Genomic DNA, 22,033 nt, shown 5'->3' with positions numbered 1-22,033 from the left:
TCCTTTCCTATGGGTAATGTAACCGCGTCAGCCAACCACCTCGCTGGCTGTACCGTAACCGGCATTTTCCGGAATGGTCAGGAAATTCTTTCCGTCTCGCTGAACGATCTGCGGCAGGACTGGGTCTATCGTACGCGCCTCGGCGCGGGTGATGCAGTCCTGTGCGCTGTTTGCCTGCGCCAGCAGTTCCAGGTTCAGCCTGGTGGGGAAAATGATCGTCCGTTCCCCGGCCTCGCCCAACGCTAGGGCGCCAGCAGGAGATAGCCATTCAGCATCCACGGTTTCGTAGCCATCACAGGCCGCAATCTGCCGCTCTGGCGCGCGCGCAACGTAGAACCAGGTATCGAAGCGCTTGTTCATGAAAGTTGGGGTGATCCAGCGGGCGAAATCGCTGAGCCCGTGCAGCCTCAGCCGCACATCTGCCTCGCGGACCACGTCCAGGAAAGACCGTTCTCCGTGCTCGACCGCCTTGCGGCTCGCCAGATCACACGATCCTTCGAAAGCGGTGCCATCGTTGGTATCGGCAAGCAGAATGCCCGCTTCTTCATAAGCTTCCCGGATTGCTGCAATTCTAAGGGCCCGCTGCGTCGGGTCGAGCACATCCCAGCCAGTGCAGTGGTCCGCCCAATGCTCCGCATCATCGCCTGCGGCGGGTTTGCCGCCTGGAAAGACCAATGCGCCGGAAGCGAAATCGATCTGATGGTGGCGTTTTACCATCAGGACCTGGAATTCTGGTTTATCGCGCAGCAGCAACATGGTGGCCGCGGGAACGGGATCGACGGGTTTTTGACTGGTCACACTTCTTTCTCCGATTGGTTCATCAATCTACATGCGTCGGCATCCTGAGGTGCGCTTAGGCAAATAGGTTCAGTTCCATTTGCGAACCAGCGCGACCAGTGCGAACGACAGGGTAATTGCGGCCAGCACAATTGACTGGTCTGCCAGAAGCGCGGCGGAAACGATGAGCGCGGCAACCACCGGCCCTTTGACCGACTGGTTTTGCTGTTGTGGACGGTCCAACTGCTCGAAGCTGGAGGGATCCACCTTCACCGGGATCGCGCCGGTCTTGGCAATTGCGGTCACAGTGTCGATCAGGTCAGGCAGGGACGCCGACAGGCCGAACAATCGCCGACGCAGTTTGGTCAGCTGGTCGCGGGTGGCTCCCAATGAGAATCGCTCCGACAGCAGTTGGATAACTATGGGTTTCGTCTCTTCAGCGATGTTATAGTCCGGCGCGAACGCACGGACAAAGCCCTCGGCGGTTAACAATGTGCGTAACAGGATGGCAAGATCGGGTGGCAGTACGAGGCGGTATTCGCGCAAAAGGCCGAAGACCCGGTCGAAAATTACCGAGAACTCAATACCGGACAGCACTGTCCCGCGGAATTCTTCGATGAGCTGACCTAGGTCGATAGCGAATTGTCCACGATCCACCGCCGGATTGTCTGCCCAATGGAGCAGCAGATCGGCGACATCCTCTGTTTGCTCATCGGCGATCCCGAAGATCAGCCGAATGATTTCCTGACGCCGCGCGCCACTAAGAAAACCGATTGCGCCGAAATCGATGAAGCCAACCTTGTCTGCGGCGATCCGAAACACATTGCCGGGATGGGGATCGCCATGAAATTCGCCGTTGAGGATCATCATCCGCAGCACTGCATCTGCATAACGTCTGGCGAATACGGCGTTATGCTCCGAGTCCGTTGCCCGGTCGATTTGCGAGGCGGGAATGCCGGGCAAGCGTTCCTGCACATTCACCCGCAAACCGGTAAGGTGCCAGTGAATTACCGGGGTCTTCGCTCCCAAAGTTTCGAGATAGCCGCCAATCCGTTCGCAAGCGCGCGCTTCTGCTGCAAGATCCATCTCGCGGGTAAGGTTCTTGCCGAAGGTTTGGAGGAACTCCACCGGACGATAACGGGCGATGTCGCTGGACCGGCGCTCAGTTGCCCCTGCCAGCCGCACCAGCAGACGCATGTCGGCTTCCAGCCGTGCCGCCGTGCCGGGCCGACGAACCTTCACGATCACGTCGCTGCCGTCTGGCAAGGTCGCCGCATAGGTCTGGGCAATGGAAGCAGAGGCCATCGGTTCGCGTTCAAAGGCCGTGAACTCTTCTTCCCAATTCTCTCCCCAACTGGCGACGAGCACCGGCTCGATTGAGGTGAAAGGCAGCGGTTCGACCCGGTCCTGAAGACTGGCCAGAGCGTCAATCCATTCGTCGGAGAACAAATCACCGCGGGTCGCTAGAAGTTGACCGAGTTTTACTCCGACAGGGCCTATATCGCGAAGCAGGGCCACCGTTGATTTCGGCCGCAATTGTTCGGGGGTAATGTCGGCGTCAGGGTGAGGCGTTATTCCAAGGATATTACCCAGACTTTTCGCGCCGTGACGAGCGAAAATACCACCCAGTTCCGCCAAGCGAGAAATGTCCCCGATAGGTTGTTCTGTGCCTCCGGACATCTGTCTCAGTCCGCTGCGACGGGGAGTTGCGCCAGGTTATTTGAAATCCGGCCGAGTAAAGTTTTCATCTCAGACTTCTCTTCGGATGTAAAACCTGCCCACAAGATGCCGTGTAGCCGGTCGGCAGATTGTCTGAGCTGAGGCAGAATCGCATCAATCTCGGATGTTAAACTGATCCTCCATGCTCGTTTGTCCGACGGCGCTCTCTCTCTCTCGGCCAGCCCGCGTTGACAGAGAGCCATCACGGCCTGGCCGATCGTAGCCGATTCAAGTTCCAGTCGTTTACCTATGGCTGCTTGGGTCAGCTCGGGTTCTTGCAACAGCAAGCCGATGATCCTCCACTGCGTCCGATTCAGGCCAAGGCCGACTACGGAAAGGTCGTAGGACCGTCTGGCGCTCCGGCTGATCTCGTCCATTAGATACAATAGCCGGTCATCGTCATTGATGGGCGACCGACGGTCATCTGGTTTGCTTGCTAAAAGTTTAGAACTGGCCATAGCATTTCGTAAGCCGAACCAGAGCCAAACGCCAATTAAATTTCATAAAGTAATTTACTATCTGTCAGGCGGTCGCTAACTCGCCCCACCCATGCATTGAGCGAGGTTGAACGAGCGCGCGAATGACGGATATTACCGAAACCGTTGAGGATGATAAGGTTCCGGTCGCGGACCCGGGTTCACGCAGCAAGCTGCGCTTGTTTATTCTGGTGGCAGCGATTGGGGCCGTCCTTGCTGGTGGCTGGTGGTATTATCGCTATGTCACCTACGGACAATACATGCAGTCCACCGACAACGCCTATGTCGCAGCGGACAGTGTGGTCGTTTCTTCAAAGGTCGGAGGATATGTCGATGCGGTGCTGGTTTCGGAAAACCGGCAGGTCGCGCGCGGCGAAGCATTGGTTCAGCTCGACCTGCGCGATTACCAGGCCCAGGCTGCGCAGGCGCGCGCGCAGATCGCGGCCACGCTGGCCGGTGCCGAAACGATCCTATCGCAGGTGAGCGAACAGGATGCCGCAATTCGCCAGGCGCAGGCGCAGCTAGCCGCTGCGCGTGCTGCTCTGGATCTCGCCAACGAACAGGTGAACCGTTATCGCCCTCTGGCTGCGAGCGGGGCGGAACCGCGCGAAAAGCTCGACCAATATCTGACACAGGCAGCGCAGGCCCGGGCCGAGCTATCTGCCGGGCAGGCTGCTGTAGCGGCCGCCAAGGGACGCCGCGCCACATTGTTTCAACAGATCGAGCAAACCCGAGCGCAGGCCGATGCAGCCCGCGCGCAGCTCGATGTGGCGGACCTTAACGTTTCTTCGACCCAGTTAAAGGCAAGCAGAGCAGGGCGCATCGGTGACCTGTCGGTAAGGGTCGGACAATTCGTCCAGCCCGGCCAGAGGCTAATGACGCTAGTGCCGGTCCGGCAAATCTACGTTACTGCGAATTTCAAGGAAACACAGGTCGGTCTCGTGCGGCCTGGCCAGTCAGTCAGTCTCGAAATCGATGCGTTGGATAATGTCAGGATTTCCGGAACGGTGGAGAGCATTTCTCCTGGAACCGGCGCTGAATTTTCCATACTACCGCCTGAAAACGCGACCGGGAACTTCACCAAGATCGTTCAGCGCATCCCGGTTCGCATTTCTATAGACGCGGCGCCCGAAGTGCGCCGGCTACTGGTGCCAGGGATGTCTGTCGTCGCGACTATCGATACTCGTAGTGCCGCCGGCGAACTTGACGAGATTTCGAGCGCGACCGAATGACCGCGGCCATGTCTGCTCAACCTGGCAATGCCGGTATGACACTCAAGCCGCAAAATGCTGATATTACCGCTTGGGTCGCGGTAGCTGCGGGCGCGCTTGGGGCGATGCTGGCGACCCTCGATATCTCGATAGTCAATTCCGCGCTTCCCGTCATACAGGGTGAAATCGGCGCGACTGGTACTGAGGGTACATGGATCGCCACTTCGTTTCTTGTCGCGGAAATCGTCGTGATCCCACTCAGCGCCTGGTTGGAGCGTTTGCTTGGCTTGCGTACGCTGCTAATCATCGCGGTGACCGCGTTTACCGGTTTTTCGGTACTATGTGGCATAGCGACCGACCTCACGACCATGATTATCGGGCGTACAGGCCAGGGGTTCATGGGCGGTGTGTTGATCCCGACGGCGATGACAATCGTCGCGAAGCGCCTGCCCCCCCATCAACAGCCCATTGGTATGGCGCTATTCGGCATGACCGTCGTCCTCGGCCCGGTCATGGGGCCACTGATAGGCGGCTGGCTTACGGAAAATCTCAGCTGGCACTATGCATTCTTTGTGAACGTCCCAGTCTGCGCAGGCCTGCTTTTGCTTTTGTTTATCGGCTTGCCTCACGAAAAGCCAAACTGGGACTACCTAACCCAAGCGGACTGGGCCGGTATTGCGGGTTTAATTCTGGGCCTGGGCGGCCTCACGGTCGTATTGGAGGAAGGCCACCGCGAGGAATGGTTTGATTCCTCTTTCATCAGATGGCTCAGCCTGATTACTGCAGCCGGGTTCGCGTCGCTGATCTACGGTCAATTGTATGCTGCCAAACCGGTTCTAAAGCTTCGGTTGCTTCTAAGCCGTCAATTCGGAAGCGTTGCCATCATGGCACTGGCGTTGGGGATGGTCATGTACGGTTCGACCTACGTCATCCCGCAATTCCTGGCGATCATATCGGATTACAACGCCTTTCAGACTGGGCTGGTCATTTTCTGGATGGGCGTCCCGGCGTTCCTGTTGATGCCGGTTTTGCCGTTTATGATTCGCCGCGTCGATATCCGCATTGCAGTCGGCGCGGGCATGCTACTGATGGCCGTAAGCTGTTTCGTAAGTACAAGCCTTACAGCCGAATCTGGTGGGGCAGTCTTTACCGAAAGCCAGCTTATCCGCGGAGTGGGCATGATCTTGGCAATGATGTTTCTCAATCAGGCGACCGTTGCTTCGGTAGCGAAGGACGATGCTGGCGATGCGTCGGGAATTTTCAATGCTGCACGCAATCTGGGCGGGTCATTTGCATTAGCGGGCCTGGCTTCGTTTCAGGACCAGCGCACCTGGCATCACAGCCGCCGGATGGAAGAAACCCTGAATGCAAACAGCATCTCGCTGCAGAGCTATCTTGAGTCCTTGGCGCAGAACTTCGGCAGCATGGGTGAAGCAATGGCCGTTCTTGGCCGGACCATCCAACGTGAAGCTTTCATCATGACTTACAACGATGTGTTTTTCGTAATGGGTATGCTGACGCTGATCACGGTGCCGTTGGTCGTGTTCTTGAAGCCGCTACCCAAGAACGTTTCCCTCTCGATGCACTGATACTGATGTGACCCCCAAACCAACTCTTATTCTGCTCGCAACCGCTACTCTGGCAGGATGCACGGCTGGCCCGGACTATTCCGGGCCGCCCGAAATACTGACCGCCAGCGGAGTAAAGGGCTTCATTCGCGCGGACGACAATGTGTCCGATATTGCCCCGGAACTCGCCAATTGGTGGGTTCTGCTCGATGACCCGGCACTGGATCGACTGATCGAGGACGCGCTCGCCGATAGTCCTTCCCTCGAAGCCGCGTACGCGCGGATCGCGCAGTCCCGCGCATCGCTTGCTCAGGAAGATGCGGGCCGACTGCCCACTCTAGGCACGCAGGCGACTGTCGTGCAGGGCCGCTTGCCGGGCCTGGACATCCAGGACGGTCCGCAACTTCCTCCTGGGACGCCGGGCGCAACGGTGGAAGAAGATGACGACAATGTCAGCCTCTACAATCTCGGCCTGAACGCCAATTGGGAAATCGATTTCGGCGGAGGGACCGGACGGCGCATCGAGGCCGCAAATGCCCAGCTGGCGGTAGCCGTGGCGAATGCCGAAGATGCGCGCCTCCAACTCACTGCAGAAGTCGCAAATGCCTATGTAAATCTGCGCGAAGCCCAGCAGCGAGCTGCACAATACCAGCTTCAGATCGAATTGCAGAGGCAAGTCCTCGCTCTGACCTATCAACGCTATCAACTTGGCGCGTTGCCGCTGTTCCCGGTCGGGAACGCCAATGCTGAACTAGAATTGTTGAACGCGCAGCTCGCGGAGGCTCAAGCAGATGAGGCGGTCTTGCTCGATGCGCTCGCGGTCTTGACGGGGCGTGTTCCTGGTGCGCCTTCGCTCGAAATTGCGCCAGCTGGCGAGATCCCTCTGCCGCCCGAAAGGGTGGCGGTTGGCGATCCGGCAAGCCTCATTGCGCGGCGGCCCGATATTCGTGCTGCTGAACGCAACCTCGCTGGTGCCACAGCGCGGATCGGCATAGCCGAGGCTGCAAAATTTCCGAAACTCTCGTTCATGGGCATTCTTGGACTAGGCGGGTCCTCTCCGGAGGATATCTTCGACGTGGGCGAATTTTCCGCAATTGCAATCCCGCGTTTGCAATGGAATTTCCTCGATTTCGGTAGGATCGAGGCTTCGATCGACCAAGCAGAGGGAGGGCGCCGCGAGGCCGATGCGAATTACCGGCAGACGGTGCTGGCAGCTTTGCAGGATGCCGAACGCGCGCTATCCCGATTCGCGCAGCAACGCGCGGCGTTGGCGGCTTTGGCGCAGATCAATCGGCAGGCTATAACGGCCGCCGATCTCGACCAGCAGCGGTTTGACGCCGGGACCATATCGCGAGTGGATCTTAACCGGACGTTGCGCGCGGAACACGAGGCCGGGGCGGATCTGGCCAGAGCGAGAGCCGGCCTTACTCTGGCCTGGATTGCGTTACAGAAATCGCTTGGTTTAGGTTGGCAGGCCCCGTCCTAGATGGCGACCTTAACGATCACCACATATATATGCGCCACGCCCGCTCGCGAGCAATTTCTCGTCCGGCGCGTAAACGTTGGTTTCTGCCACTGAGATCTGTCGGCCGACTTTGACTATAGAACCGGTTGCGATCAGCGGGCCTGAGGTTGCCGGGCGATGGTAATCCACCCGCAGGTCGGCGGTCGCCTTCACCTTCGTCCCCCGGGCAATGAGTGCGTAGAAACCTGTCAGATCGATCAATGATGCAAGTACGCCGCCATGGGCAGATCCTAGCGCTGGATTGGAAACGATTTCCTCGCGCCAGGGCATCTCGAGTTCCAGCCGCTCCGGGGTCAGCGATCTGACCTTCAAATCGAGCCACGCATGGAATGGAGCGATACGGAGGATTTCCTCTACGCGTGCCCTGTCGATGCCCGCTGGCGTGTCTCTCATTTGGTAATTCCCTCCATGGAGTGATGTCGGTTCAGAAATTCCAGAATGACATGGGCGAAGGCATCATTTGAATCGCCTACAACCATGTGGGTTGCACCGGCGATGTCGGTATATTCGGCATGCGGTGCGAGTTCGCGGAGATGCTCCACCGCGTCTTCCGAAACGAGGTCGCTTGAACCGCCGCGTATCAAATGCAGTGGTAAGTCCAGGTTCCGGGCTGCTTGTGTCAGCGTCTCGAATTGCCGCTGATGCCGTTCTTCGCCGTGCTTGCCGACCGCTCTGTCGCCAAGGATAAAGGCCGGGTCCCAATGCCAGTAGTATCGCCCGTCGTCCTTGCGCCGCAGATAGGTGCGCAGCCCTTCGCCACTCGATCGCCTTGGGCGATGGGGCATATAGTTCGCGATGGCTTCCGATGCCTCTTCAGGTGATGCGAAGCCGGTTTCTATATGCTTTTTCATAAAGCCGACTATGCGGTTGACGCCGCGTATCTCCATCTGCGGCGCTATGTCGACCAGCGTTAGCGATGCGAAGCTTCCGGGTGCCAAGTCCCCTTCAGCGAGCATACCAGCCATTCCGCCCAGAGAAGCCCCGACCAACGCAGGCTTGCGCCCCATCTTTGAAGCAATGGCGACCAGATCGGACGCGAAATCGCGTGCTTCATAAGCCCCATCGGGTGCCCAGTCGCTATCGCCATGACCTCGCATATCGATAGCGATTGCGCGAAAACCCGCTTCCGCAAGGTCTCCAATCACATTCTTCCACGCACGGCGTGTCTGTCCACCACCATGAGCGAGCAGGACGGGCATCGCGCCTACATCGCCGCTTGCTTCGGCGCTAAGGCTTAAACAGCCGGCCCCCTCAATGCTGATTGTTTCATAAGACATCCCCCTCTCCCTGCTCATCACGCATCCAATAGTAAAGTACTTTAATGCTTCCACCAGCAGCAGCGCGAGTGATTTTGGTTTCGGAACGGCCGTAACTATGCACCGAACTTCGCTTCGAACGACGATCGGCCACAAAGCGACTGTGCTTTTGTCGGCAAGATATCATTCGCGTTGGTTTTTATATCAGATACCTTTTCTCTACCTCGCCCTTCATCAAGAGATGGCAAGAGCCAGTGCTTGGATAGTAAGGTAGATAACATCGCCGCTGGCTCTGTGACTGCGCAGCGATGAGAAGAAAGCCCGATGGTGGGCCGCCAGTGCGAGGATCGCGGTGTTTTTGGGCACAAGCGACACCAAGCTCGGCTCGGTTCTTGGCCTATCGGAAATGTCGACCTGACAATTCCGGTCGGAGAAAGCCGCATTTTACCCCGGCAACTGTATCGTCCGAAGCGGTACGAATCTTGTTGTGGCTTTTTCGGCCCTTGATAATCACGAGCGTTGATAGTCCGTTCAGCACCTACCGTTGTTGTCTAACCCACTTACCCGCACTCCCTAGTCCTGGTACTTCGCACCTGCCGATCGATTGGCCGCTGCGACCGAGGGTGGGAGCGTACCGAATGCCATGCTTTGGAACTGTCTTCGCCATCTTTCCGACCGAACTGAAGATGCGAGTTAGAACTCCATACCTCGATTTCTCATTCTGAGGTCTGACCAAAACATTCAGCATATCAGTCATTTATCGCTCCTAACCCGGATTGCGTCGGCCGATTTGCGGGCTTTCTGATTAGACTACAGAAATTACTCTAGTTGAAACAAGATGTTACACCGTTGGTGCGATGCCTCTTCTGGATACCAACGATTTAAAGCATTGAAATATAATTAGAAAGAGGGCCTCTATGCGAGTCCCTCGAAAAGGCCCGCAAGGCGTGTACGATTCATTTCTTGGATAGTTGGCATGTGACAGCTCCGCATCTAATCAATACCGGTAACAATAATCTGCATCCTGCGGCAATCATCAAGATTGCCGAATTCTGACGTATGAACGAACTCTAAGCTGTGCACGGTCTTGAGCCTACCAGAAGAGACGATTACGCAGTTGCGGCTGAAGAAGGCGGAGCTTGATTCATTGAGCGACGGCTTCGAGGCAGTGACGTGACCCCCAACGTTCCTCCAGCTGCGATTAGAGCCGAGCCGCCGCCGCTCACAGGCAAGGGTAGTGCGTTTATCAGCGCAGCCGCCGCTAGAGAAAAAGCGTTGGTGAAACGCCGCATCGTATGCCTCCAGTCTATACGGCAAGCCTGGGGTCAAATCGCTACTCCAGCAAGTGGATGCCGCTGGGTCGCGAACAGGCATCGAAGGTTTACGTCTGTCGTGCTCAGAAGCCCGAGCCTGCCTTCGATTTGGCCGGGCACGATGCGAACAATGTAACTTTGGTACTTTGTTTCAGTTATTTTCGCTCGCTAGCCGGAAGCAGGTTGCGAAGCGGCCCTGGTCAGCAGGGCTTAACCCCGCCTTCTTGAATAGCGGCTGCCAGCGCGCTGCAACCATCACGCGCAACTCTTCGGTCGTTGCCGAAGCCTCATCGGGGCCGAGATCGAACACTGCTGCCCCGGCCAGCGCATTATCGAGCGTGGCATTGCGGCCTTCAGGGCCAACTCCCAGTACGAGGCGTCGCTCCAGTCCTACCTGCGGCTTGGGCACGACATCGTAGAGCGGAGACAGGCGCCAGCCAGTTCCGTCGAACAGAAAGCCGTGATTGCGCAGGTGATCGTCATCATTGGTGACAAGTATGTTGAATACCATTCGGCGGAACAGCTCATGGAGGTCTTCGCGCACTTGCGTCCCTTGCTGGCGTATCGCGCCTGCGAGATCGGCGTAGCTGTAGCGGCTCACTTCGCTTTCATGGGCACCCAGCATGGTCAGTCCCGAGGCGAACGGTCGCCGCTCCAGCCAATTGCCATGCGGCACGCGGTCAAACCGTTCGATGAGATAGATGTCACGGTCCAGCACGCACCGGAAATCGAGCGCAGGAACGTTGAGGCCGCATTCGCTGGCCAGCTGCATAGTCGCCAGCTCTACGCGGCATTCAGGAAAGCTGTCGCCGTGCTTCTGGAATTTGGCGATCCAGGGCTGATAGCCGATTTGTGTTGCCGCCTTTGGACGGGCGCCGCCGAGCGACGAACCGGCAGCAAGCAGCGCGCGCAAGTTGTCATCCAGCTCATCGACGTGTTGCGCTCGTTCGGCTGCCTCGGCGAGTTTGGCGAGGGTGAACTCCTCGCCCGGAGCAGGACCATCGCCCCATGGAGTGATGCGCTCTGGTCGCTCCGGAGTTGGCCCGAATGCGAGCGCGCCGACGCGGTGTTCTCCCGAAGCAAGGATGAGGTCGATCTCGCTCGGCAGACGGTCGCCCATAGCCTTGTACATAAGATATTGGCCCCAGCCATCGGGAGCGGCGTCGCGGATGCCGCCGAAGACAGCAAACCCTTCCTCCGTGCGGAAGGTCCGGCTGGTCCCGGCATCGTGCAGCGGGAGGGCCACCGGATCGACGGGGATTCGGTCAGGGCGCTCAAGATACCGGCGTCCATAAGCGAACGTTGCAAATTGGTTGCGCGGTTCGTCGGTCATCGTCAGCAGTCCCGCCGGGACAGGACCTTCGGGAAGATGGACGAATACGTAGGAGCGGACGATTGTCATGACCGATCAGAAATCCAGCTCGTCATCGCTGGCTGCATGCGTTCGCTCGGGCAAGCGCGAGAGGTCCTCGCTTATGCCCGCTCGATCACTCTCTGGCGCAACCAAGCTGGCAAGGCGCTGGGTCATTCCCAGCACATGCAATGCGCTCACAAGGACTGCGAGACCAACTGTCGGATCACCAGCTTCGAGCCGCTGAAGTGTCTGAACCGACACCAGCATTCGTTCCGCCATCAACCGCTGCGGCATTTTGCGGCGACGCCGGGCAAGCGCGATGTCCTTGCCGAGCTGAGTTATAGCTCGCTGGCTTTGTGGCGGCAGTCCGCTAGCTGCTCTGGAAGCGCGTGGCATAGGCAGTACATGACATATCATGTTAATTTATGCAATAGCGCATGATATGTCATGCATTCTATGACCAGACACGACAAGCTATTGCGGTCGCCGCTTCCTGTCAGGGTACTGCGGACGCCAGTAAGAGCAGAGGTAGGCTGTGGGGAGCGAGCCAAAAGGACCGCATAACCCATGCCCACTCATGAAACGACAAGACCCACCTCACTGGAAGGGACCGCACGCCGTATCTGCGAAAGTCGAGGCGGCAGATGGTCGGGCACGAAGGGCATGGCCTGTTGTCCTGCACATGATGACAGCACGCCATCGTTGGGCGTGACGCTCGGTCGCAAAGCCATCCTTTTTCACTGCTTTGCCGGTTGCGATCAGCAGGCAGTGCTTGCTGCGCTGGCACGCGAGGGCTTCAACGCTTCCATCCTATTCTCGGACTCTTCGTCAGTAGTCCGTTCCGAGCCGAATGAAAAACGCAATCCTTCAGCGGCGGCGTTGAGGATCTGGCGCGAAGCGGAGCCTTTGCGTCCCAGCCCGGCCAAGGCCTATCTCGAGAGCCGCGGCATCCTCGCCGCCTCTTCTGCTCTTCGGTTTCATCCGCGAACACCGCTCGGCCCCAAAGGGCGCACCCGCTACCTACCCGCAATGATTGCTACGGTCAGTCTCGACGAGGGACCGATCGCTATCCACCGGACCTTCCTCTCGCGGGACAGCTGCGCGAAGGCTGGTTTCGACAAACCCAAACGGGCTCTTGGCTCGCTAGGTGAAGCTGCCGTTCGGCTCTTCGCCCCGGTGGATGGTAAACTCGGACTCGCCGAAGGGATCGAGAGCGCAATGTCGGCCTATGCCTTGACCGGCATCCCCGTCTGGGCAGCACTGGGCAATGAGCGCTTCGGTCTGGTCAGCATTCCCGAAAGCGTGAGCGAGCTTCATCTCTTCGTCGATTACGATAGCGGTGGTGATCTCGCAGTCGAACGGGGCCTATCCGCTAATGCGTGTGATGGCCGGACGTTCCATATCCGGAAGCCGTCTGCGCGAGGCACCGACTGGAACGACGAACTCCAGGCATGGCTGCGGCGTAAGGCAATGCGGTAAGAGGAGAGAGGGCTTTTCGATTTCCTGATCCGGCAGAGGGCGCGTGTCCCGATGCCTCAATCAGGAGGACTTTTCGCCATGTTTCAGTCAGACCTTTTTCCCGCCCACCGACAATCTCAGGCCGTTCCGTTGGCCTGCGCTATCGGCGTCAAAATTACCGAGCGCCTCGCTTCTGGACGTCATCTCACTCGAGCCGATATTTCCGCTTTGTTCGCTGACGAGACCGGAGTTCAGGACTGGGGCAGCGCCTGGACCATCGACGACTACAACAATGCGATCGAGATAGGCTCCCTGCTCTGGCTGCGTGGATCTTCGCGGATCGATCTGACGACCGGCTTCCACGAAGCGGAAGCGCGCTTCGACTGGCTCGAGGCGGCTCTACCGCCTCGTCATGTGCGCAGCGAAGCCCAAGTCGAACTTCAGCAATTTTCGACCCCGCCGATGCTGGCCTGGCTGCTTGCGAAAGCCGCAGCGCTTTCCTCGCGCGACACCATGCTCGAGCCCTCTGCAGGCAATGGTGCTTTCGCGACCTGGGCCTACGGCCAAGCCGCATCGCTTACTCTGAACGAGATCGATGCTGGCAGACGCGACAGCCTGGCACACATCTTTCCGAATGCCGCGATCAACTCCTACGATGGCGAACTTATCGCCTCGCGCCTTAATATCGGCCGATATACATCGCCTGCCGGTGCGAACTCTGCCGAGCCCCGTGGAGCATCGGACAGCGATCCGACCTTCGGCACCGTTTGCGACGAAACCAGCCTCTGGGGCTGATGCGGCCGTACTCAGCTATGCCGCACTGGCGGAAGCTGCACCTGTGCCTGAGCAAGTAGGTATCTATCTCCCCTATCGGCCAAGCCGCATCGCGTTTGCTGATGCTCCGATACATCCCACTCAACTGGTGGAATCGGTCGCAATGGGGTCGGTTGCGGCACCTGTTCCGGAGGTCCGGCCGCTGCTGCCCGCGAACTGGAAAGCAGACAAGCTCCTCTCTGCGGCACAGTGCGAGACGCTCATCTACGCCTGCCAGGCCTTTGACCGCGATCTACCCGGACAGTTTCGACCGAGTCAGGAAGGGGCGATGCTTGAGCTGTCCGAGGACGGGCAAGCCTACCGGCAGGGCTTCTTCCTCGGCGATGGTACTGGAGCGGGCAAGGGGCGGCAGATTGCGGCGGTCATGATGGACCGTTGGCTCGCGGGTGAACGTCGGCATATCTGGATCACCAAGAACGAGGCGCTGCTGCAAGATGCACGCCGCGACTGGGAAGCACTTGGCGGACTGCCGCTCGATATCCAGCCCCTCTCGCGCTGGAAGCTCGCGCGACCCGTAACGCTGTCCGAAGGCATTCTGTTTGTCACCTATCCGACACTGCGCTCGGGGCGCGCCGAAGACACGCGCCTCGACCAGATCCTTGCCTGGACGGGCGAAGAGTTCGGAGGCGTAATCGCGTTCGACGAATCCCATGCGATGGCCAACGCCCTCGGGTCTTCGTCGACCCGCGGCAAGGTCAAGGGCTCGGAGCAAGGCATGGCGGGCCTCCGGCTGCAGAACCATCTGCCGCGCGCCCGCGTGCTTTATGCTTCCGCCACCGGCGCGTCGGAGATCGCTAATCTTGGTTACACCGCCAGGCTCGGCCTCTGGGGACCCGAAACTGCGTTCCCGACGCACGAAGCTTTCATGAGCGATATCCGCGCGGGCGGGGTCGCGGCGATGGAACTCGTTGCTCGCGACCTCAAGGCACAAGGTCTTTACCTCGCCCGCGCGCTGTCTTTTGCCGGGGTCGAATACGAGATCCTAGAACACTGCCTGACCGAAGCGCAGATCAGTATCTACGACGCCTATGCCGAAGCCTGGGCGATCATTCACCGCAATCTCGATGACGCGCTCGAAGCCACACGAGTCGTCGACGAGGACAGCGGCGATACGCTCAATCGCAATGCCAAGGCTGCCGCGCTGTCAAAATTTGAAGGCACAAAGCAGCGCTTCTTTTCGCAGCTGCTTCTGTCGATGAAACTGCCGAGTCTTATCCCGGCTATGGAAGAAGCGCTCGGTAGAGATCATTCGGTGGTCGTGCAGCTGGTTTCGACAGCTGAGGCCATGCTCGACCGCCGGCTCGCCGATCTCAGCGACGAGGAACGCGAGGCGCTCGATATCGACCTTAGTCCGCGCGAATACGTCATCGACTATCTCGCCAAGAGCTTCCCGGTGCGCCTGATGCAGGTCTTTACCGACGAGGACGGCAATCTGCGCTCCGAAGCGATGAGCGATGACGACGGTAATCCGGTTCTTTGCTCGCGTGCCATTGCCGCGCGCGATGCGCTGATCGAACAGCTTTGCGCGCTTCCTCCAATCGCCACAGCGCTCGACGCGATCATCGAGCATTTTGGGACCGGGGCGGTCGCCGAAGTAACCGGGCGCAGCCGCAGGCTCGTTATCGGCAGGGATGGGCAGCAGCGGCTCGAACGGCGAAGCGGCAGTGCCAATGTCGCCGAAGCGCAGAGCTTCATGGAGGGCACGAAGCGCATCCTCATCTTTTCTGATGCTGGCGGGACCGGGCGTTCCTATCATGCCGATCTCGACTGCCAGAACCAGCAGCGCCGCGTCCACTTCCTGCTCGAACCGGGCTGGCGGGCGGACAATGCAATCCAGGGGCTCGGTCGTACCAACCGCACCAACCAGGCCTCGGCCCCGCTGTTCCGACCGGTGACCACCGATGTGAAGGGCGAACGGCGGTTTATCTCGACCATCGCTCGCAGGCTCGACAGCCTTGGTGCCCTGACGCGAGGACAGCGCCAGACCGGCGGTCAGAACCTCTTCGATCCGGCCGATAATCTCGAAAGCGATTATGCTAGGGATGCACTCAGCCGTTGGTTCCACTTGTTGTATGATGGCAAACTGGAGGCGACGAGCTTCGGCGATTTCGTCGAGCGAACCGGCCTTCGGCTCGAGAATCCCGATGGCGGGCTGACCGACAACCTTCCGACTATCCAGCGCTGGCTCAACCGCATCCTTGCTCTGCCGATTGCGCTCTAAAATTCTATCTTCGATGAATATCTGGGGTTGGTCGAAGCGCGAATCGAGGCAGCGCGCGAAGCTGGAACTCTCGATCTGGGCCTTGAGACGGTTCGCGTCGATAGCTTCGAAGTTCTCAGCGACGAGCTTTTGCGAGCCGATCCTGTTACCGGCGCAGAAACCCGCCTGGCCTCGCTTGGGGTGAAACGCCACCTACGCCCGCTCCGACTGAAGCGTCTCGTGCGGATGCACGAGATCGGGTCGCTTCATGCCATCCCGTTACGCAATGCGCGATCGGGCAAGGTTGCTCTCTCGGTCCCGGCCCGGCGGCTCATTGCCGATGATGGCGCGGTGATCGAACGCCGTCGGCTGCTCCGGCCGCTCAAATCGGCTAACTGGACGATCGAGGCACTCGGTGAAAGTTTGTGGGAGGAGATCGGCGTGACCGAGTTCACCAAGGCCTGGTGCACCGAGGAAGTTAAGGCAGCCGCTTCGCCAGTGACCGAGCGCCTCCACCTCGCAACCGGGCTGCTTTTGCCGGTCTGGAAGCGCTTGCCGGGAGATCATGTTTGCGTCACCAGGCTCGTTGCTGAAGACGGGTCAGCGGTCATCGGGCGCGAAGTGCTCGATGTCGATCTCGCCAAGATTGCCGAAACGTTCGGACTGGCAGGGGTGGCCGGTCCCTTACCAGACGAACTGGGGAAGCTGGTTTTGGCGAGCGGCACGCCGCAGCCTCTTGCCAGTCATGACGCGGTAATCGTCAAACGCTCGCTGGTCGGAGGCGAGCAACGGCTCGAACTTACGGGATACGCGCCTGATCGGCTCGACTGGTACAAAACCATGGGCTGTTTCACCGAGATCATTCGTTACCGCACGCGACTGTTCGTGCCGGTCTCCAAAGCATCGATCATTCTACCCGCCCTGGCCGTCTGAACAGCGATCAGCCGCATGGCGATGGGTTAGAGGGGAGGGTGCCTTTGGGCTAGTCGGGCCATGCATGCCGCATGGCTCCTTCCCATCAGGAGACTACCCATGATCCAATCAATTTCCTTGAAAAAGCTTGTCCCGAGCCCGCGCAATGTGCGTAAAACCAGCGATCCCGCTGCCGACGAACAATTGAAAGCCGATATCGCAGCACGAGGTCTCTTGCAGAACCTTGTCGTGCGCAAGGCGAAGCGCGGCAAATTCGAGGTCGAGGCCGGAGGTCGCCGCCTCGCGGCGCTTCAGGCGCTTGCAGAAGACGGCACTCTGGCCAAAACCCATGAAGTGACTTGCTTGGTCATCGAAGGCGAGGAAAGCGAGGTCCGCGAAGCAAGCCTTGCTGAAAATTTCCAGCGTCTCGCCATGAACCCGGCCGATGAAGCGCAGGCATTCTCGGCCATTATCGAGGCTGGTGGCTGCGTTGAGGACGTCGCGCGTCGGTTTGGCCTGACTATCCGCTTCGTTGAAGGCCGCTTGCGTCTGGCCGCACTTGCCCCCTGCGTGTTCGAAGCGCTTGCGGATGGCACAATCACCCTAGACATGGCCAAGGCCTATGGCGCGATCTCTGATGTCGATCGTCAGGCGCATGCCAGTCAAAGTCGCCCGAACCGGTTCCGGCATCGCGCCGTCGCGCGACATTCGCGCTTTATCGTAGAACATCTCGGCTGCAGCTTCGCCGCGCAGGCACACAGTCCGCCGGAGCAACAGGCGGGTTTCGAACATATTGCCACCGGTTCGCGAGCAGACCGTGTTTACGAAGTCATAGGGCCGCCTCAGGAAATGGAGTGTGCTGTCGAAGGGCCCTCGCGGTATGAGTTCTTCGCTCTGTTTTATGGAACGTTTCATAGACCAATACCGTCCTCTCGATTTGGCATATCGGTGCCGAGCCAGGCACGGCAAAACCAACCGGCGCGCTTTTGATTATGCTCCCGCCGATAAGTCTCGCATTGCCCCTTATGCTGCGATCAATCCTGCGGCTGCGGTGTGACGCGCAGATAAGGTTTTACCGTCTCCCAGCCTTTGGGGAATTTCTCACGCGCTTCTTCATCGCTGAGCGAAGGCACGATGATGACGTCCTCGCCCTGCTGCCAGTTCACAGGTGTGGCCACGCTGTGGTCCGCCGTCAGTTGCAGCGAATCGATAATCCGCAAGATCTCTTCGAAATTTCGTCCCGTGCTCGCGGGATAAGTGAGCGTAAGTTTCACTTTCTTATCGGGACCGATGATGAACACCGAGCGGACGGTGAATGAATCATCAGCCTGCGGATGGATCATTCCATAGAGATCAGCGATTTCACGATCCGGGTCCGCGACCAGCGGAAAGTTGAGAGCATGACCCTGGGTTTCGGCAATGTCGCCCGCCCAAGCTCGATGATCTTCGAGCGGATCGACGCTGAGACCGATCACTTTGACGCCGCGTTTGTCGAATTCAGGCTTGAGGCGGGCCACCTCACCAAGTTCCGTCGTGCAAACAGGAGTGAAATCCGCAGGGTGCGAGAACAGCACCGCCCAGTCGTCACCCATCCATTCATGGAATTTGAGCGTGCCATCGGTTGTGTCGGCTTCGAAATCGGGTGCGGTGTCGCCAAGTTGAAGTGTCATTGAAAATCTCCTGTGGTGAGCGCTAAAGCAACGCAGCTACACGTACAGATGGGTGCTACAGTTGCTGTAGGTGCAACCGAGATCGCGACCAAGCGGCGTTCAGACGTGATAGACGGCATCGCCAGCGTGCTGGTGTGGCGACCTTCCGCGCTATGCGGAAGCGTTCGTCTTTTCTCATTGCGTCCGGTCTTAATCAGCTCGTATTCGCGCTGGTTTCAGGCTGGTCTTCGCCCACCAGGACCAAAAGCCCCAGTCCCGCTACGATCGCGACGTCGGCCAGATTGAATGATGGCCAATGAAAATTGTCCCAGTACAAATCGATAAAGTCCCTGACGGCGCCAAACATCAGCCTGTCTGCAACGTTGCCGAGCGCTCCGCCAATCGCCAAGCTCAAGCCGAGCGCATGGATGGGGGATCGGGTTCTCATCAGCCAAATCCCGAGCATGCCCGACAGCAGAACGCCGATCGCGATAAGGATCGCCGGTGCTGCTTCACCAGCCAATCCGAATGCCACGCCGCTATTGGTGATGGCGACTAAATTGAAGCCCGGGAACACTGCGATCGCGTTGCCCGGACCAACGAAAGAATGTGCCCAGGTTTTCGACAATTGGTCGAGGCCGAAGCTGACCAGAATCAAAACGGGCGCAAGCCGTTTCGCCGCGCTCAAGGTCATCGGACGCTGGAGGGTGCATTCACGACCACCATCTTTTCTTCGCTCATATCGGCCATCGTATAACCTATACCGCCTGTTCCGAGACCCGACTGACGACGTCCTGCGAACGGCATCCAGTCGACGCGAAATGCGGTATGATCGTTGACCATTACGGCTGACGCGGCCAGCGTTTCGACGCAGTAATCGGCCCAGGACATTCGGTCGGTAAACACAGCCGCCTGAAAGGCGTAGGGAAGCGCGTTCGCTTGGCCGATCGCAGCATCGACGTCGTCGTATCCGTAAATGCAGACCACAGGGCCGAACACTTCCTTGCGCGATACATCGGCGTCGTCGGGCGGATCGACAAGGACCGTGGGCTGGTAAAGGGTGGAACCCGTGCGTTTACCCCCTGCGGCGAGCCTGCCGCCGCCCTGAACGGCTGCATCGACCCAGGACTCGACGCGGTCGACTTCGGCAGGACGAATGAGCGGACCGCATTGAGTTTCCGCATTGGTCGGATCGCCCACCGTCAGTGCTTCTGCTCCCGCAGCGAGCTCGGCAGCGAAGTCCGGCAATTCGGCGCGCGGAACGAACACGCGCTGCACCGAGACGCAGACCTGACCAGAATGATAAAAGCCGCCTTTCAGGAGCGGAGGAATTACCTTGGCATGCGCAACGCTGTCATCGACGATGATCGGGGCCGCGCCCCCATGTTCCAGCGCCAGACGAGTGCCAGGGGCCAGTTTGGAGCGGAGCATCCAGCCAACTCTGGCCGAACCGATGAAGGAGAAGAATGCCGTTCGCGGATCGGTGACCATTTTTTCGGCGACCTCGTCCGAGCACGGCACGAAACGGCACCAATTTTCATTGAGTCCGGCTTCATAAAGGATTTGGACGAAGCTCTTGCAGGAAAGGGGCGTGTCCTTGGCCGGTTTCACCAGTACAGGGCATCCGCTTGCAACCGCCGGTCCCACCTGATGGGCGATCAGGTTCAGAGGATGATTGAAAGCGGAGATCGCCACGACCGGCCCGATCGGCTCACGGAAAGTATAGGCTTTGCGTCCTGCCCCCGCCTGCGTCAGGTCCATCGGGATTTCGCGCCCGCCGCTGGCGAATAATTCGTGTATGCACAATTCGACGCTCTGAATGGCGCGACTGGTTTCCACGCGCGCGTCGATGATGGGTTTGCCGCCCTCGCGCGCAATCTGCATTGCCAGCGTCTCCGCGCGCTCGCGCATCAGCACGCTGGCGCGCTGCAGGATGGCGATGCGTTCATGGGCGGGGAGCCGCGCTTGCCGGTCTTCGTGCAGCGCGCGCGCCTCGTCGAGCCAACGATCGATTTGTGGCCAGTCGACCAGCTCCACGCTGCCAATGCATTCCTGGTCGTAGGGATTGAGGACCTGCCACGTCATTGAGGACACTCCATCGCCTTGAGTTCATCGATCAGAACCTTGCGGTTCTCGGAGTAATCCACCGGCAAGTCGACAAGGTGAACGCCGCCGCTTTCAAACCCTTCATTCAAGGTCGGTACCAGTGCTTCGCTGCTTTCGATCCGGTGGCCCGTCGCACCATAACTCTTCGCATAGGTAACGAAGTCGGGGTTGGCGAAGCTCAGACCGTAATCGGGAAAGCCAAGTTCTTCCTGCTTCCACCGGATCATACCGTAAGCGGAATCATTGAGGATGAGTACGACGAGGTTGAGGCCGAGCCTGACCGCGGTTTCCACCTCCTGCGAATTCATCATGAACCCGCCATCGCCGCATACGGCGAGCACGCGGCGCTCGGGCGAGAGCATCGCTGCCATCATCGCCGAGGGGAGACCCGCTCCCATCGTCGCCAACGCGTTGTCGAGCAGAATGGTGTTGGGCTCATGCGCGATATAGTTGCGGGCGAACCAGATCTTGTAGATGCCGTTGTCGAGTGCGACGATGTCGTCCCGGCCCATGACCGCCCGTACATCTGCAACGATGCGCTGGGGCACCATCGGAAAGCGGCCATCGTCGCTGCCTTGGCGGATGTGCGCCGCGATGTCCTCATGGACATTGGCGTAGGCTGCCGGGTCACTAGGATGTTTGCCGCGCAGCCGGTTTCCCAGTCGCTCGACAGATCCGGCAATATCGCCAATGACTTCCAGCTGCGGGAAATAGACCTGGTCGACCTCTGCGGCCTTGTAATTCACATGGATAACGGTGCGTCCGTCAGGCTCCATGAAAAAGGGCGGTTTCTCGACCACGTCATGGCCGATATTGACGATCAGATCGGCACGATCGATGGCGCAATGAACATAGTCATCCGATGATAGAGCCGCCGTTCCAAGATACAGGGGGCTTGCCTCATCAAGCACTCCCTTGCCCATTTGCGTATTGAAAAACGGAAATTGAGTGTCGTCGACGAACTTTCGGAGCGCCTTACAAGCGCTACGCCGGTTGGCCCCGGCACCGACCAGAAGCAGCGGCCGATCGGCGGCCAGAATACGCTCGGCAGCTTCGTCTAGCGCGGCATCTCCCGCCACCGCATATTGGCGAGGGTGGGGCGCCACGACCGGTTCGGAGGTTTCCTCCTCGGCAATATCTTCAGGCAGCTCCAGCAGAACTGCTCCGGGCCGCTCTTCCTGGGCCCTCCTGAAACCTTCTCGCACGAGCGAGGGAATGCGCTCTCCATTTACGATCTGCTTCGCCATTTTGCACAAGGGGGTGAAAAGCGAGACGACATCGACGATCTGGAACTGCGCCTGCTTCGAGACCTTGATGGGTTTTTGGCCAGTTATCATGACCAGTGGGAAAGCACCCAGAGCGGCATAAGCTGCGGGCGTCGTGAGGTTTGTCGCCCCTGGCCCCAGCGTGGCAAGGCATACGCCGGCTTTACCGGTAAGACGTCCATAGGTTGCCGCCATGAACCCTGCCCCTTGCTCGTGCCGGGTAACGATCAGACGGATCGACGAGGTCCGCAGTGACTCCAGAAGATCGAGGTTTTCTTCGCCCGGAACCGCGAAGATATACTCGACGCCTTCGGCTTCCAACGCGGCGACAAGAAGATCGGATGCTTTCATGGTATGGTTCTCGCATTGGTGAGGGCTTGGAGGCTGTTGGTGGCAGATCTTCTGCTCGG

At 59.0% G+C, this 22,033-nt stretch carries 15 protein-coding genes and 2 pseudogenes; 6 read left to right on the top strand and 11 right to left on the bottom strand.

The annotated features are described in order from the left end of the window. Nucleotides 1-27 precede the first annotated feature (27 nt). The 3 genes from WKH79_RS09880 to WKH79_RS09870 form a co-directional block, all read right to left on the bottom strand. Entirely contained in the window at nucleotides 28-798 is a 771-nt protein-coding gene (locus WKH79_RS09880; protein ID WP_341858752.1) for an NUDIX domain-containing protein, read from the bottom strand. A gap of 69 nt (nucleotides 799-867) precedes the next feature. Next, a complete protein-coding gene (locus tag WKH79_RS09875; RefSeq protein WP_341858751.1) occupies nucleotides 868-2,415 on the bottom strand; it encodes an AarF/UbiB family protein in 1,548 nt (515 codons plus the stop codon). Nucleotides 2,416-2,462: 47 nt separating this feature from the next. Next, on the bottom strand, nucleotides 2,463-2,873 hold the full coding sequence (locus tag WKH79_RS09870) for a MarR family transcriptional regulator (protein WP_341858750.1): 411 nt from the start codon (nucleotides 2,871-2,873) through the stop codon (nucleotides 2,463-2,465). A gap of 203 nt (nucleotides 2,874-3,076) precedes the next feature. Between WKH79_RS09870 and WKH79_RS09865 the strand changes: the two genes are divergently transcribed. Genes WKH79_RS09865 through WKH79_RS09855 form a run of 3 tightly spaced genes read left to right on the top strand, consistent with a single transcriptional unit; the run spans nucleotide 3,077 to nucleotide 7,237 of the window. Then, complete coding sequence (locus WKH79_RS09865; protein ID WP_341858749.1) at nucleotides 3,077-4,204, top strand: HlyD family secretion protein; 1,128 nt, start codon at nucleotides 3,077-3,079, stop codon at nucleotides 4,202-4,204. Nucleotides 4,205-4,239: 35 nt separating this feature from the next. Beyond that, the gene (locus WKH79_RS09860; RefSeq protein WP_341860111.1) at nucleotides 4,240-5,772 is read left to right on the top strand and encodes an MDR family MFS transporter; all 1,533 of its coding nucleotides are present in this window, start codon (nucleotides 4,240-4,242) and stop codon (nucleotides 5,770-5,772) included. 7 nt (nucleotides 5,773-5,779) lie between these two features. Continuing rightward, nucleotides 5,780-7,237 carry an efflux transporter outer membrane subunit gene (locus WKH79_RS09855; protein WP_341858748.1) on the top strand — a complete coding sequence of 486 codons (1,458 nt, stop codon included), beginning with the start codon at nucleotides 5,780-5,782 and terminating at the stop codon, nucleotides 7,235-7,237. Nucleotides 7,238-7,246: 9 nt separating this feature from the next. On the opposite strand, the gene WKH79_RS09850 is transcribed toward WKH79_RS09855, so the two are convergent. From WKH79_RS09850 to WKH79_RS09835, 4 genes are all read right to left on the bottom strand, one after another. Continuing rightward, nucleotides 7,247-7,669 (bottom strand): hotdog fold thioesterase, encoded by a 423-nt coding sequence (locus WKH79_RS09850; RefSeq protein ID WP_341858747.1) that lies wholly within the window; start codon nucleotides 7,667-7,669, stop codon nucleotides 7,247-7,249. Further along, nucleotides 7,666-8,553: an alpha/beta hydrolase gene (locus WKH79_RS09845; RefSeq protein WP_341858746.1), complete on the bottom strand. Its 888-nt coding sequence runs from the start codon at nucleotides 8,551-8,553 to the stop codon at nucleotides 7,666-7,668. Before WKH79_RS09845 ends, WKH79_RS09850 begins: the two co-directional genes overlap by 4 nt. Nucleotides 8,554-9,996: 1,443 nt before the next feature. Then, nucleotides 9,997-11,178: a HipA domain-containing protein gene (locus WKH79_RS09840; protein WP_341858745.1), complete on the bottom strand. Its 1,182-nt coding sequence runs from the start codon at nucleotides 11,176-11,178 to the stop codon at nucleotides 9,997-9,999. A gap of 75 nt (nucleotides 11,179-11,253) precedes the next feature. Further along, nucleotides 11,254-11,595 carry a helix-turn-helix transcriptional regulator gene (locus WKH79_RS09835; RefSeq protein ID WP_156493942.1) on the bottom strand — a complete coding sequence of 114 codons (342 nt, stop codon included), beginning with the start codon at nucleotides 11,593-11,595 and terminating at the stop codon, nucleotides 11,254-11,256. 171 nt (nucleotides 11,596-11,766) lie between these two features. On the opposite strand from WKH79_RS09835, the gene WKH79_RS09830 reads away from it, so the two are divergent. The 3 genes and pseudogenes from WKH79_RS09830 to WKH79_RS09820 all read left to right on the top strand — a co-directional run. Beyond that, nucleotides 11,767-12,678 carry a toprim domain-containing protein gene (locus WKH79_RS09830; protein ID WP_341858744.1) on the top strand — a complete coding sequence of 304 codons (912 nt, stop codon included), beginning with the start codon at nucleotides 11,767-11,769 and terminating at the stop codon, nucleotides 12,676-12,678. Between the two features lie 78 nt (nucleotides 12,679-12,756). Then, nucleotides 12,757-16,624: pseudogene (locus WKH79_RS09825) on the top strand (strawberry notch family protein). A gap of 99 nt (nucleotides 16,625-16,723) precedes the next feature. Beyond that, nucleotides 16,724-17,260, top strand: a pseudogene (locus WKH79_RS09820) (ParB/RepB/Spo0J family partition protein); the annotation flags it as partial. 377 nt (nucleotides 17,261-17,637) lie between these two features. Here the strand turns inward: WKH79_RS09820 and WKH79_RS09815 are convergent. From WKH79_RS09815 to WKH79_RS09800, 4 genes are all read right to left on the bottom strand, one after another. Next, nucleotides 17,638-18,273, bottom strand: a complete 636-nt coding sequence (locus tag WKH79_RS09815; RefSeq protein ID WP_063506149.1) for a peroxiredoxin — start codon at nucleotides 18,271-18,273, stop codon at nucleotides 17,638-17,640. Nucleotides 18,274-18,466: 193 nt separating this feature from the next. Further along, a complete protein-coding gene (gene lspA, locus WKH79_RS09810; protein WP_050600452.1) occupies nucleotides 18,467-18,946 on the bottom strand; it encodes a signal peptidase II in 480 nt (159 codons plus the stop codon). Next, nucleotides 18,943-20,337: an aldehyde dehydrogenase family protein gene (locus WKH79_RS09805; protein WP_050600451.1), complete on the bottom strand. Its 1,395-nt coding sequence runs from the start codon at nucleotides 20,335-20,337 to the stop codon at nucleotides 18,943-18,945. Before WKH79_RS09805 ends, lspA begins: the two co-directional genes overlap by 4 nt. Beyond that, nucleotides 20,334-21,974, bottom strand: coding sequence for an acetolactate synthase large subunit (locus WKH79_RS09800; protein ID WP_050600450.1), 1,641 nt, complete (start codon nucleotides 21,972-21,974; stop codon nucleotides 20,334-20,336). The genes WKH79_RS09805 and WKH79_RS09800 overlap by 4 nt, the downstream gene beginning before the upstream one ends. Nucleotides 21,975-22,033: the final 59 nt, after the last annotated feature.

The organism is Qipengyuania sp. GPGPB31, from assembly GCF_038396345.1.
Lineage (GTDB): Bacteria > Pseudomonadota > Alphaproteobacteria > Sphingomonadales > Sphingomonadaceae > Qipengyuania > Qipengyuania citrea.
This window is presented reverse-complemented; position numbering and strand designations above follow the sequence as displayed.

Coding starts and splice junctions, on each gene's coding strand:
- WKH79_RS09850 (WP_341858747.1), bottom strand. CDS start 7,669: ATGAGAGACACGCCAGCGGGCATCGACAGGGCACGCGTAGAGGAAATC.
- WKH79_RS09830 (WP_341858744.1), top strand. CDS start 11,767: ATGCCCACTCATGAAACGACAAGACCCACCTCACTGGAAGGGACCGCA.
- WKH79_RS09805 (WP_050600451.1), bottom strand. CDS start 20,337: ATGACGTGGCAGGTCCTCAATCCCTACGACCAGGAATGCATTGGCAGC.
- WKH79_RS09840 (WP_341858745.1), bottom strand. CDS start 11,178: ATGACCGACGAACCGCGCAACCAATTTGCAACGTTCGCTTATGGACGC.
- WKH79_RS09800 (WP_050600450.1), bottom strand. CDS start 21,974: ATGAAAGCATCCGATCTTCTTGTCGCCGCGTTGGAAGCCGAAGGCGTC.
- WKH79_RS09870 (WP_341858750.1), bottom strand. CDS start 2,873: ATGGACGAGATCAGCCGGAGCGCCAGACGGTCCTACGACCTTTCCGTA.
- WKH79_RS09845 (WP_341858746.1), bottom strand. CDS start 8,553: ATGTCTTATGAAACAATCAGCATTGAGGGGGCCGGCTGTTTAAGCCTT.
- WKH79_RS09815 (WP_063506149.1), bottom strand. CDS start 18,273: ATGACACTTCAACTTGGCGACACCGCACCCGATTTCGAAGCCGACACA.
- WKH79_RS09835 (WP_156493942.1), bottom strand. CDS start 11,595: ATGCCACGCGCTTCCAGAGCAGCTAGCGGACTGCCGCCACAAAGCCAG.
- lspA (WP_050600452.1), bottom strand. CDS start 18,946: ATGACCTTGAGCGCGGCGAAACGGCTTGCGCCCGTTTTGATTCTGGTC.
- WKH79_RS09865 (WP_341858749.1), top strand. CDS start 3,077: ATGACGGATATTACCGAAACCGTTGAGGATGATAAGGTTCCGGTCGCG.
- WKH79_RS09860 (WP_341860111.1), top strand. CDS start 4,240: ATGACACTCAAGCCGCAAAATGCTGATATTACCGCTTGGGTCGCGGTA.